Source organism: Fulvimarina manganoxydans (genome assembly GCF_900176465.1).
Classification (GTDB): domain Bacteria; phylum Pseudomonadota; class Alphaproteobacteria; order Rhizobiales; family Rhizobiaceae; genus Fulvimarina; species Fulvimarina manganoxydans.
The window spans coordinates 67,570-79,996 of sequence record NZ_FWXR01000008.1 but is presented as its reverse complement, the minus strand read 5'-3'; the positions used below and the strand labels follow the sequence as shown (position 1 = coordinate 79,996).

Here is a 12,427-nt window from a genome sequence, read left to right as displayed (position 1 = left end):
ATGAGGGTTTGTGGCGCCATATCGAATTCTTCGCCTTTCAATGCCTGAGAAAGCGGTTTGCCGTGATACTATCTAAGATGCGGACGCTCCACCAAAATACAACCAAAGCTAACGCTCCGCCCGTCGCCAGCCGGCGGCCTGTGCCTCCTCTTCGGAACAGAAGTACCGCTCGCCGCGGCCCTCGCTGATCCGCACGCGGTCGTAATCGGCCTGCCCCGGCATATGGTAGATTCGCCCATTGCGGCTGATATTGCCCTTGATCTCGCAATCCGTGCCGGAAGAGCTGACAGGCTGTTCGGCCGCTTCCTGGCGTTTGCGGTCGCGCCACTCCCAAGGCATGACGAACTTTCCTTGCCAGAGACCGACGCCGGCGGTCTTCGCCTCCTCTTCGTAGCCGGCATAACGCCCGTCGCTGTAGCGATCGAATTCGACCGCCCAGCCTGAGACCACCATGGCCGCGTTGAGTTCGAGCTTGCCGACCGAGCATGTTGCGAGAGGCCGGCCATAGCCGTCGAAGCCGCTCGCCTCGCAAGTTACCGGCTGCGAGCCGATCAGCGAACGCAATCGATCGGCCGCCATGACGCCGCAGGGATAGGTGCTGCCGCGGGCGTTCTCGCAGGTCTGGTGAGTTTCGGGCGTGTCGATGCGTTCCAGGCGGATGTTGTTCGGGTAGCCGTCGATGTGGAGCGTATCGCCGTCAACGACCCGAGCCGGCCCGGACATCGTTTGCCCACCTGCGCCCTGGACGCCAAGCGCCAAGATCGCACCGATCCAAAGGATGGTCGCAAGCCGCATCATTCACATCACTCCATCGCCATCCGCGCCTGCCATCCCAATCGTGAGGACTGATGGACGCCACTGACAGTTGCGCCGTTGCTGGCGCATCACGTCGCCGAGGTCAAGTGATTGGATTCCTGAACGGTTCGAGCGAAGAGGGAGAGACAGGCGAGCCCGAGACGACGGGCTCCAAAGGGAGAGAGAGGCTCTCCCGGCTCGTCGGAGGATGACATCCGATGATGCGCCAATACGCACCACCACGGTTTCGCTACGAGACAGTCTTCGACTCCCATTTTGCCTTGCCGGTCGGGACGGTCCCGATCGGAACACTCTTCCGCTTCGAGCCTTCCCGCGGTCGCACTTGGCGCCCTCGCAAATGCATCGTTCGCGCCTGGAAGACGCGGGAATACCCCCTCCACATCCAGCGCGGTGTTTGGACGAAGGTCTATCTCGCTCGCGGCGGTCACCTGGCCGTCGTCGAGGACTTGAGCACCGGCCAGCTCTTCGAACTCGCCGATCATCACATCCTGCGCGAACTCGACCGGGAGGACGTGCGATGACCGACCTTTCTCCTACGTCTCAGCAACCCCTCGATCTTCTCGGCGCGGCGACAAAAGCACCTCCCCCGCGCCGCAGGCGCGGGGCGACGACCTTATCTGGCCCGGTGCCCGACGTGTGTCTGCGGTCGTTGCGAGCACGAAAGCGCTTGGCATCGGATTGCTCTACAAGGGCGACGATTTCAGCCAGACCGATATCGGGTCGCGCCTGCCAGATCAGTAAGCGTCTGAAAGGGACGATAAAACGGGAGCCAGGGTGGAAGGGCTTGGAGAGAATGCGGCGGTGGCGACGAATTGCTTCGCTCAGTAACGTCTTGGCTGAGCTACCATCCTATAGATTGCCACGATCGTTTCGCGGCGCTATGTAGTGAAGTAACTACAATAAGGAATGGCCATGCCGATCGTTACCATGACCAGCCGGCAATTCAATCAGGACACTGCCGGCGCGAAGAAGGCCGCGCAACAGGGGCCGGTCTTCATCACCGATCGCGGACGGGCCGCCCATGTGCTCCTCACAATCGAGGACTATCATCGGCTCCGCGGTGAGGAGACCTCGCTGCTCGCTGCTCTCGCACATCCGGCCAGCGCTGACATCGACTTCGAGCCGGAACCGATCGCGACGCCGTTGCATCGTGTCCCGGAGTTCTGATGTTCCTCCTCGATACGAACGTGATTTCGGAGCTGCGACGGCCCGATCGGACCGATCCTGCCGTGCGTCATTGGGCGAGTTCGTGGTCGATTGCCAATTTCTATCTTTCGACGATCACCATTCTTGAAGTCCATCTCGGCGCGCTGCGCCTGGAACGGCGCGACAAGGTGCAGGGTGTGGCGATCCGATCCTGGGTCGAACAGCTTCTGGATCAGTTCGACGGCCGCATCCTTCCACTCGATTCAGGCGTCGCGCTCCGCACGGCCGAGCTTCATGTTCCCGATCCGAAGTCGGATCACGATGCGATTATTGCTGCCACGGGTCTCGTGCATGGCATGACGGTCGTCACGCGCAATGTCAGGGATTTTCAAGACACCAGCGTCGAGCTTCTTGACCCATGGACGTCAGCGACGTTGGGCGGTTAGCGTCTGACGATTGCAGCGGTGGAGGCACCGCAAAGAGGAAGAGGGAAGGGGAGCCCGGTTGACGGGCTCAACAGGGAGAGAGTGGCTTTCCCGGCTCGTCGCGATCAGGAGATGATCCGATGAAGTCCACCACCATTCGCAAGATCGCCCTTTCTCAGCTCGACCTTTCACCGAAGAACGTGCGCAAGGCCAGCGTCACCAAGGCCGAGGATGAGGCACTGGAGGCGTCGATCGCCGCCCATGGGCTGCAGCAGAATCTCGGTGTCGAGCACGCGGAGGACGGCCGCTTTCTCGTCTACGCGGGCGGCCGTCGCTTCAACGCCCTGTGCCAGCTTCTCATCAAGGGTGTCATCGAAGCCGACTACAAGGTTCCTTGCACGATCAGCGAGTCGGACCAAGCCATCGAACTCTCGCTCGTCGAAAACGTCATACGCGCCGGCATGCACCCGGCCGACGAGTTCGAGGCGTTCAATCGCCTGATCGAGGGCGGCGCCAGCGTTGAGGACGTTGCCGACCGTTTCGGCACGACGGTGAAGCATGTGACCCAGCGCATGAAGCTTGCTCGCGTTGCGCCGGAGATCGTCGCGCTCTATCGGGATGGCGAAATCCGTCTGGAAGTTATTCAGGCTTTTGCCGTGTCCGACAGCCATGATCGTCAGCGCGAGATTTTGGAGCGCGTTCGGTCGTATTTTCACTGGGGCGATCACGCTGTCCATCAGATCCGCCAGACACTGACCGAGACGTTTGTTTCGGCCAGTTCCCGGCTTGGCCGTTTCGTCGGCATTGAAGCCTATGAAGCCGCTGGCGGCATTGTCACGCGCGATCTCTTCAGCAACCACGATAGCGTCCATCTCAATGATCGCGACCTCGTCGAAACCCTGGCGATCGCCAAGCTTGAGGAGAGGGCGGCTGAGCTGCGCAAGGAATGGCGCTGGGCTGAAGTCATGATCGACCTGCCCTACGACGCGGCCTCCCCTTACGGCCGGGTCTACCCGGAGGTCGTCGAACTGGAGAGTCCTGAACTCCAGCAGGAATGGGACGAGATCGAGGAAAAGCTTAAAGCCTATGGTGAGTTGGACGAGCTGACAGCGGAGGACGAGCAGGATATCGAGCGGCTGAATGCCCGCTGGGAGGAAATCGACGCTGCTTTTGCACCCGTCGAAATCTACACCGACGAGGTAAAAGCCATTGCAGGCTGTCTCGTCGCAATCGACCATGGCGGCACGATCCGCATCGAGGCCGGCCTGATCCGGCCCGAAGACATGCCGGCGCCACAGACCGAGGACGAAGGCGATAAGGCGGCAGCGTATGTCCCGGATGCTGAAGCCAAGGAACCCGCACTTCGTATCATGCCGCCGCGCGCTGTTGCCAGCCATGTCAGCGCTGACGGCAAGATCGACAACCCTCAGACCGTCGCGCTGAAGGACGCGGGCTTGACCGGTGCGCTCGCTGACGATCTGAGGGCCATTCGCCATCAGATTACCCAGGCACACCTTGCCGGCGATTTCAGCGTGGCGTTCGACCTGATGCTCTACTCCATGTGCCAGGGCGTCTTCGGCTCGTACCTCAGCAGGGGAAAGCCGATCGACGTCAAACTAACGCCAGTCATGGTCACGGCGTCGCGGCCGCACCTTGAGGGGACGGTCGCAGAGCGGATGCTCGAGACGCTGAAGGCCAACCTTCGGCTCGACTGGATGAACCTGCCGAAGCCGGAAGATTTCGCGGCAATGTCGGCTCTGCCATCCGATGACAAGCAGGCTTTGTTCGCCTTTGCGGCCTCGCACGGTCTGACGCAGCAGCTCTCGGTCGATCATCGTGCCGATCCGGTGTTCGAGGCCGCCGGCAACCGGCTCGGCGTCGATGTCGCCGCGTGCTGGCGTCCGACGGCCGGGAACTTCTTCGGCCGCGTCACCAAGGACCACATGATGACGGCCGCACGCGAGACCGTCAGCGAGGCATGGGCCGAGGATCACAAGAGCTACAAGAAGGGCGCGCTCGCAGACATCATGGAGCGGGCCTTCTCCGAGGACGGTCAAGCTCGCGCCGGCCTCAGCCAGGACAAGGCCAGCCGGACCGCGCGGTGGCTGCCGGATGGCATGGGCTTTTCGGCGGAGATCGCCGAGGCCTCCGAAGCTGATCCGGCCGAGGAACCGGCCGTCGAGGTTGAAGCTCTCGGCGACGATCAGGAAGCACCGGTTGCCGGTGACGACGGCGACGAGGACGACACAGCTCTTCCGGCCTTTCTGACGACCGACGCCGCCTGAACCCTTCCATCATCCCAGCGGCCAGGCCGCTGCCTTCTCACCCGCCGCCGGATTCCGGCGGCGGCTTCCCTCATATTCGAAGAAGGAAAACACTCATGTCTGCTTCCATGATTTTCGACCACGTGCCTTTGGGCTCGATCGTCTCCTAGTCGGACGGCACGCCGCGTCCACCCGAGCGGCACAACAAGAAGCTCGCGAGCTGGAAAACCCGCAACTCTCAGGGGCGGCTAATCAGCAAAGCTGTGGCGACAGTGCTGACGAGCAGCACGATTCCCGCCGCGTTCACGCTCCATGAATGCGACTACGGCGCGATGGGATCGTCGTCATCCGCGTCCAACGGACTTTCGGTGTCGATAGTGCCTTGACCTTCAAGGTCGTCGAGGCGCCGGCGGTCGGTTCCGTGCGGAATTTTGACCGCCCAGGCGATCGGGCAGAACTCGTTCATCTGGCGCCCGACCAAGCCAGCGCAGAGGCGTGGCTGAGCGTTCACGGCTATCCGAATGCGGTCTTGTGTCCGGTGACGAATGAGGAGGGCACTGCAACCATCGGCGAAGCCATGATTGCGGCCAAGGCCGCATAGATTTACGGGGAGCGCCCGACACAGTCTCCAGCCGGGCGCCCTCCGACTTCAAGGAATGATACCGCGTCAAGCCGCATCTCAAAGTGGCATTGCCATGCTGACCTGGCGTATAATCGATCGGTAATTCTGGAGCTGAAATTCATGACTGACGACTATGAAGAAGCCGAAGTCGCTCGCCGCCGCGACGCGATTTCTCATGCAAAGCATAGCCTTGCTCTTGAGGGCCTTACGGTATCCCCGAACGCGGCCGCACTGCTCGAGGACGTCGCCAAGGGCAAGCTGACCTTCGACGAATACCGGGCCAAAATTCTCGCGGCGGAGCCCTCCGAATGAGCGACACGCTCGGCGATAGGGACAGCTACGCTCGCCCTTCCGGCGTACTGCACAACAATTTCGATTCCGACGACGCCGATTTCGTTCGCCAACGCGAGGCGGACCTGACGGCCGCCCGCATTGCTGAATTGCGAATGGGCCGAGGCCCACATCCGACCTTTGACCGGGACCATCTTTCCAAGCTCCATCGCTTCATCTTCCAGGACGTCTATCCTTGGGCCGGCCATATGCGGAACGAGCGGTTTTCGGTCGGTGACGTCACCTATGAGCCGGTCGAGTTCCTCACCAAGGGCACGACCACGTTTCTTGCTCAGTCGCGCTTCGACTACGGCTTTGCCGAAGCGATAAAGGACGTGCCGGGGAACGGTGATCTTGGCAATGATCGAGAGACATTCGCCAAGGTCGCCGGCAAGATGTTCGGCGAGTTGAACTACGTGCATCCGTTTCGTGAAGGCAATGGCCGTACCCAGCGCGCCTTCGTCGAGGACATTGCGCGTGCTTCGGGCATAGAACTTGATCTGCGGGTCATCACCCGCACACGCATGACCGACGCATCGACGGCAACCGTTGCCGATCCGGACGCGCCCGACATGGTCTCGATCCTGCGGGATGCCGCCGATCCGGCGCGTCATTACGCTCTGGCCAAAGCTTACGATAGCTTGCGTACACAGGGGCTCAATCCCCAGGCCTATAATGTCGAGGTGGCCGCTGAGGGACAAAAGATCGCCGGGCAAAGGTTTGCCGGCAATGCGGCGCTGACTGGCATTATCGTTTCGCAAAATCACCTGATCGTCGCACCTTCGCGCGACGTTCCGGTCCCCGATTTGGCGGGCAAGGTGAGCTTTGTCAGCTCGACACCTCTTAAGGAGGCTTTGAAAGCCGAGTACAACAGGAGCGTGACGCAGGATCTGACGCCGGAGGAACTTGCCCGACGTTTCAATCCGAAGGACCGCAGCATCGCCGAGGGTAACGACGTCCTCACACGCGCCCATGACGCCTTGGAGCGAGCGATCAAGACGATCGACCACGAACTGGGTGTGGATCATCCCAAACGAGATGCAGCCGTTGCAAACGCCGCGGAGATGATCCGCGACAACATTGAACATGGTCGCGGCCATAGTCGGGATTTGCCTGATCACGCGGTTGCGCACGCGACCGGTCGTCCCATCAATCGAGGATACGGGATCGCTCGGTAGTGTCAGCCCGGACGCAGCGAATCTCGGACGAAAACCAGAAGTAAGATTTGAGGCGGACTCTATCATTGAGCAATTAAAACCGGCTCTCCTGAAGAGGAGAGGCAGGGATGACGAGGCGAGCCTTCGGCTGACAGAGCCAGGCGAAACGTCCGAAACCGAATCCCTGGAGGGCCCATGATTTGAACGACGAAACCCCAGATCGCGTTCACCACGCACTGAATAAACTCAAAAATCGACGTTGGAACGAGAGGATCAAGAGTTATGCGAGTTTCAGCAATAGTTTGGGTCTCGGTGTGATCGGCTTCGGTGTCTTGCGCTTCGTCTCCGATAACGAGACGGAAAGACCGTCGGGCTGGGTTATCGCTGGAGCGCCTGGAACGGCTATTTTGTGTGTCGCGGCCGGATCCTATATTCTCGGCTATTTGAGATCGGAGGACTGACTATGAGCAGTTTACCCCCGGAGATCATCGTCGGCTTGATCGCAGCCGGAATTTCGGTTGCGTTGGCAATTGGAGTTCATATTGCCAGCAAGCGGATGGATCGAAAATACGGCAAGTCGCCATGAGATGGCATGGTGAGTTCGCAGCGACAGCAATACACAGATTATGACGCACGAGAATGATTTTATCGTTGGCTTCTTTCTTGGCTCCATCGCGACGTCAGTCTTCACCATCGTGATCATTTCCCTCGCTCGCTTGTGGGTGCGTTCATATTTCGAACGTCGCCAGATGGATTTGCGAAAGTAGCGTCGCATCGAAGGGCCTTCCGAGGCCCTTTTTTCGTGGACGGATTTGCCGTCGATCAACCCTCTTTGCCTCGCCGATTTCATTGGCGCGTCTTGGCGATTGTTGCCACCCTAAAGTGCAAGTAGTTTTAAGCCGGGGGACGAAGATCGGGGTTTGGTCTGCACCATGTTGGATTCGATTGAGAGGCAGGTTCGCGCCTTAGCCGACCGCATCCTCCAGCGTCGGAAAGAGCTTGGCATTCCAGAGGACGCCAAAGCGCCAGTTGGGATGGTCTCGGTGTCCGATTGACCGATAGCCCGGCCTGAACGCGGCGGCGTTCGGCGGAGGGCTTCAAAACAATCGCCAATCCGAAACGGTCGCGCCGCTGAGCGAGTGGCCAAACGGGATCGTGCGTCCTGTGACGGGTATCGATGTCCAGCCGTTGAAGAGAGAGGAGAGAGAAGGGCCGCGAAGGGCAAGCCTTCGCCGGGTCGAGAGAGAGCCGGCGGGGCGCCAATCCTTCCAAACGATGGAGCCCTTCGATGACCCTTTCCGAAGCAACACCCAGCCTCTTCCTCGAAGCCGCCAGCATTCCCGCCCACCGCGCAATCTTCCAGGCGGGAACCGCTTTGTCCCGCACCTTGGAGCAGGGCCGGCGGATTGATGCCAAGAACCAACGCGGTGTCATGGAGGCCGCCTTCGGTGGATCGGACGCCGACGGTCTCTGGACATGGAAGGATGCCTATGAAGCGACCGAAGTCGCACAGCTCCTGTTCCTGAAGAAGTTCGGCGCCGCGATGCGCCGCAAGGCCGGTTCGGTGGAGGCCTTCCTCGCGATGATCGAGCGCCTTGCCGGTCTCGCGCCGACCCAGACGAAACGCTCGGAGGACGCTCAAGTCCTTCAGCAGTTTTCGACGCCCCTCACGATCGCTCTCGCAGCCGCCGAGGCCGCCGCGATCGACGAGAATGATCTCGTGCTGGAGCCTTCCGCCGGCACCGGCATGCTGGCGATCTTCGCGCGCAATGCCGGCGCTCGCCTCGTCCTCAACGAATATGCCAAACTCCGAGCCGAGCTTCTGGCACAGCTCTTCGAGACCGACGGGGTGACCCGCTTCGACGCCGCGACGATCCATGATCGGCTCGATCCGAGCCTCGTTCCCTCCGTCATCATCATGAACCCGCCCTTTTCGGCCTCGCCCAAGGTCGAAGGGCGCTACAAGGCCGGCACCGCGCGGCATATCCGTTCTGCTCTTCAGCGCCTGGCTCCCAAGGGACGTTTGGTGACCATCACCGGCGAAAGCTTTTCGCCCGCGAACCCGGCCTGGCGTGATGCCTTCGAAGAGCTTCAGTCGGTTGGACGCCTCGTCTTTTCCGCGCCGATCGCCGGTACGGCCTATGCCCGTCACGGCACGACGATCGAAACCCGCCTGACGGTCTTCGACAAGGTGCCGGCGACCGACGTCTCTGATTTCTCAGGCTGTCAGGATGTCGTGCCCTGCAAGCCGTCCGATCTTCTCGCTCTCGTTCAAAGCCGCTGCCCCGCTCGTGTCGAGCGGCCATGCGCTAGGTCTGCTTCGATTCCTGCCGCTGCGTCCCCGAAATCGGTGACACGCAGCCTCAAGGATCTCCGAGAACAAGCCCGCGCCGAAACGCAGGAACTCGCCCTCGAGCGCAACAAGCACAAGCTCGATGGGGTCGAGACGGCCCCGGTCGACTATTTGCCGAAGGCGTGGGCGCCAACCACCAAGGCGCTGACCGCTTCGCTCTACGAGCCCTACGATGTTCAAAGCATCGACATCGAGGGCGCGCCCGAACATCCGACCCAGCTCGTGCAGTCGGCGGCCATGGCCTCCGTCGCGCCGCCCCTGCCGACCTATCGGCCGGTTCTGCCGGCGCGGCTTTTGAAGGATGGCGTTCTCTCAGCCGCTCAGATCGAGACCATCGTCTATGCGGGCGAAGCGCAGTCGGGTTTTCTCAAGGGCGAATGGGCGCGTCACCCCGACACCGGTGAGCTGGTGCGGGCGGCAAGCGGCGAGGGGCGGCAAATCCGCCGCGGCTATTTCCTCGGCGACGGCACTGGCTGCGGCAAGGGCCGGCAGGTCGCCGGCGTCATCCTCGACAACTGGCTTCAGGGTCGTCGCAAGGCGATCTGGCTGTCGAAGTCGGATAAGCTGATCGAGGACGCACAGCGCGACTGGACCGCGCTCGGCGGTGCTGCCTCCGACATCGTGCCCCTGTCGCGCTTTCCGCAAGGCTCCGAAATTCGGCTCGGTGAGGGTATCCTGTTCGTGACCTACGCCACGCTTCGCTCGGCCGAGCGACAGCATGGCGACCGCATCAAGGCGAGCCGCCTGAAACAGGTCACCGACTGGCTCGGTGAGAATTTCGACGGCGTCATCGCCTTCGACGAGGCCCATGCCATGGCAAACGCGGCCGCATCGGGCTCGGAGCGCGGCGAGAAAAAGCCGTCGCAACAGGGTCGAGCCGGGCTGCTTCTTCAGGACGCCGTGCCCGGCGCTCGCATCCTCTATGTGTCGGCCACCGGCGCGACGGAAGTCGCCAATCTCGCCTACGCCTCGCGTCTCGGTCTATGGAGCACCGGCGACTTCCCGTTTACGACACGTTCGGCCTTCGTCTCTTCGATGGAAGCGGGCGGCATCGCGGCGATGGAGGTCATCTCCCGCGACCTTAAGGCGCTCGGTCTCTACACCGCACGCTCGGTCTCCTATGACGGGGTCGAGTATGACATGCTCGTCCATGAGCTGACGCCGGCCCAGGTGGAGATCTACGACTCCTATGCCGACGCCTTCCAGGTGATCCATTCGCATCTCGAAAGAGCGCTGGCGGCCTCCGGCGTCACCAGCGACGAGGGCACCTTGAACCCTGCGGCCAAGAGCGCCGCACGCTCGGCCTTCGAGTCGAACAAGCAGCGCTTCTTCTCGCACCTGATTTGCACGATGAAGTGTCCGAGCCTGATCCGGTCGATCGAGGCGGATCTCGTCGCCGGCCACGCTGCCGTCGTGCAGATCGTGTCGACGTCTGAATCCCTGATGGAACGGCGCCTTGCCGACATCCCCGCATCCGAATGGGGCGATCTCCAGGTCGACGTCACGCCGCGCGAGTACGTCATGGACTATCTCGTCCATTCCTTTCCGACGCAGCTCTTCGAGCCCTACACCGACGAGGACGGCGTTCTGCGTTCGAAGCCCGTGGTTGATCCCGATGGCAATCCGGTCTTCTGCCGCGAAGCCGAAGCGTCCCGCGACGCCATGATCGAAAAGCTCGGCGCCCTCGCGCCGGTTCAGTCCGCCCTGGATCAGCTCATCTGGCATTTCGGGACGGAGGTCGTCGCCGAAGTCACCGGCCGCTCGCGGCGTATTATCAAGACGAGCGACAACAAGCTCAAGGTCGTCAATCGCCCAGCCTCGTCCAACCTCTCGGAAACATCGGCCTTCCAGAACGACGACAAGCAGGTTCTGATCTTCTCCGACGCCGGCGGCACGGGCCGGTCGTATCACGCCGATCTTTCGGCCAAGAACCAGCGTCTGCGGGTCCACTACCTGCTTGAGCCCGGCTGGCGTGCCGACAACGCGATCCAGGGTCTCGGCCGAACCCACCGCACCAACCAGGCCCAACCTCCTCTCTTTCGGCCCTGCGCCACCAACGTCCAGGGCGAGAAGCGCTTCCTGTCGACGATCGCCCGGCGTCTCGACACGTTGGGTGCGATCACACGCGGCCAGCGTCAGACCGGCGGTCAGGGGATGTTCCGCGCCGAGGACAATCTCGAAAGCACCTATGCGCGACTTGCGCTACGGCGCTTCTTTGCCGCCCTTTACACCGGCGCGATCAAGGCGTGTTCGCTAACGCGGTTCCAAGAGATGACCGGCCTAGACCTTCTGGACTCCGATGGAATGCTAAAGGAGGAACTGCCACCGATCAGCCGCTTCCTCAACCGCTGCCTTGCGCTTCGGATCGCGGACCAGAACGCGATCTTCGCGGAGTTCACCGGCATCCTCGACGACATCGTTCAGGCGGCGATCGCCGGCGGCACCTATGATGCTGGCTTGGAGACTTTGACGGCCGAAAGCTTCAAGATCGTCGAGCGTCGGGATATCTTCGAAGCCGCCTCCGGCGCCAAGACGACGGCGCTGACCGTCGAGGAGGTCCAGCGAAACCGTCCTTTGACGCTCGATGACGTGCGCGAGATGGCCAAGCAGCACTGCGACGCCCGCCTTCTCGTCAACGAGCAGTCTGGCCGAGCAGCACTCGAGCTTCCGTCGTCGGGTCTCATGAGCGACGACGGCAATGTCATCGAGCGGGTCAAGCTCTATCGGCCGATGACGACGGACTCCATGCTTCTTCTCGAAATGCAGGCCTCGCATTGGAAGCCGGTGCCCGACGCCGATTTCGAGACCGCCTGGAATGCCGAGGTCGCGGCCGTTCCCGAGTTCGCCACCTCCCGCATCATCATCGTGTCCGGGCTGCTTCTGCCGATCTGGGATCGGCTTCCCGAGGAGAACATGCGCGTCTACCGTCTTCAGACAGACGACGGGGAGCGTGTCATCGGCCGTCTCGTGACGCCCGAACAGCTCGGCGCGGTCTACGCCAAGCTCGGTCTCGACGGAACCGTGACCCTGACGCCGAAGGAGGCTCGGGTCGCAGTGATGGATCGGGGCGCGACCGTGCCGATCGGCAACACTCTCAACTTGAGGAAGTCGCGCGTTATGGACGCTTATCGACTGGAGGTGGTAGGCTTTACGCCTGACACCCTGAAGCACCTCAAGTCCCTCGGATGCCGCACGGAAATCATTTCCTGGAAAACCCGCGCCTTTATTCCGTTGATGGATCTCACGGTTCTGACGGCGGTGATGGACGCGTTCCAGCCACTCGAGCCTGCGCCGGAAGCGATCGCGGCCTGAGC

General features: G+C 61.8%; 11 protein-coding genes. 10 read left to right on the top strand and 1 reads right to left on the bottom strand.

The features are described from left to right. Nucleotides 1-108: 108 nt before the first annotated feature. Nucleotides 109-798 carry a thermonuclease family protein gene (locus B9A15_RS10735; RefSeq protein WP_244556899.1) on the bottom strand — a complete coding sequence of 230 codons (690 nt, stop codon included), beginning with the start codon at nucleotides 796-798 and terminating at the stop codon, nucleotides 109-111. A 215-nt stretch (nucleotides 799-1,013) separates the two neighbouring features. Between B9A15_RS10735 and B9A15_RS10730 the strand changes: the two genes are divergently transcribed. The 10 genes from B9A15_RS10730 (at nucleotide 1,014) to B9A15_RS10695 (ending at nucleotide 12,425) form a co-directional block, all read left to right on the top strand. Next, nucleotides 1,014-1,337 (top strand): hypothetical protein, encoded by a 324-nt coding sequence (locus tag B9A15_RS10730; RefSeq protein WP_084410061.1) that lies wholly within the window; start codon nucleotides 1,014-1,016, stop codon nucleotides 1,335-1,337. A 391-nt stretch (nucleotides 1,338-1,728) separates the two neighbouring features. Beyond that, the gene (locus tag B9A15_RS10725) at nucleotides 1,729-1,983 is read left to right on the top strand and encodes a type II toxin-antitoxin system Phd/YefM family antitoxin (RefSeq protein ID WP_084410165.1); all 255 of its coding nucleotides are present in this window, start codon (nucleotides 1,729-1,731) and stop codon (nucleotides 1,981-1,983) included. Continuing rightward, nucleotides 1,983-2,408, top strand: a complete 426-nt coding sequence (locus tag B9A15_RS10720) for a type II toxin-antitoxin system VapC family toxin (protein ID WP_084410060.1) — start codon at nucleotides 1,983-1,985, stop codon at nucleotides 2,406-2,408. The genes B9A15_RS10725 and B9A15_RS10720 overlap by 1 nt, the downstream gene beginning before the upstream one ends. A 119-nt stretch (nucleotides 2,409-2,527) precedes the next feature. Continuing rightward, nucleotides 2,528-4,672, top strand: a complete 2,145-nt coding sequence (locus B9A15_RS10715) for a ParB/RepB/Spo0J family partition protein (protein WP_084410059.1) — start codon at nucleotides 2,528-2,530, stop codon at nucleotides 4,670-4,672. A gap of 295 nt (nucleotides 4,673-4,967) precedes the next feature. Continuing rightward, the gene (locus B9A15_RS23825; RefSeq protein WP_425292955.1) at nucleotides 4,968-5,252 is read left to right on the top strand and encodes a hypothetical protein; all 285 of its coding nucleotides are present in this window, start codon (nucleotides 4,968-4,970) and stop codon (nucleotides 5,250-5,252) included. A 141-nt stretch (nucleotides 5,253-5,393) separates the two neighbouring features. Further along, complete coding sequence (locus B9A15_RS10705; protein WP_084410058.1) at nucleotides 5,394-5,585, top strand: antitoxin VbhA family protein; 192 nt, start codon at nucleotides 5,394-5,396, stop codon at nucleotides 5,583-5,585. Continuing rightward, nucleotides 5,582-6,781: a Fic/DOC family protein gene (locus tag B9A15_RS10700; protein WP_084410057.1), complete on the top strand. Its 1,200-nt coding sequence runs from the start codon at nucleotides 5,582-5,584 to the stop codon at nucleotides 6,779-6,781. Before B9A15_RS10705 ends, B9A15_RS10700 begins: the two co-directional genes overlap by 4 nt. Nucleotides 6,782-6,960: 179 nt before the next feature. Continuing rightward, nucleotides 6,961-7,221 carry a hypothetical protein gene (locus tag B9A15_RS22525; protein WP_139798332.1) on the top strand — a complete coding sequence of 87 codons (261 nt, stop codon included), beginning with the start codon at nucleotides 6,961-6,963 and terminating at the stop codon, nucleotides 7,219-7,221. A 2-nt stretch (nucleotides 7,222-7,223) separates the two neighbouring features. Further along, nucleotides 7,224-7,346: a hypothetical protein gene (locus B9A15_RS23630; RefSeq protein ID WP_273506684.1), complete on the top strand. Its 123-nt coding sequence runs from the start codon at nucleotides 7,224-7,226 to the stop codon at nucleotides 7,344-7,346. Nucleotides 7,347-8,048: 702 nt separating this feature from the next. Next, nucleotides 8,049-12,425: a strawberry notch family protein gene (locus B9A15_RS10695; protein ID WP_084410056.1), complete on the top strand. Its 4,377-nt coding sequence runs from the start codon at nucleotides 8,049-8,051 to the stop codon at nucleotides 12,423-12,425. The last annotated feature ends 2 nt before the right edge of the window (nucleotides 12,426-12,427 follow it).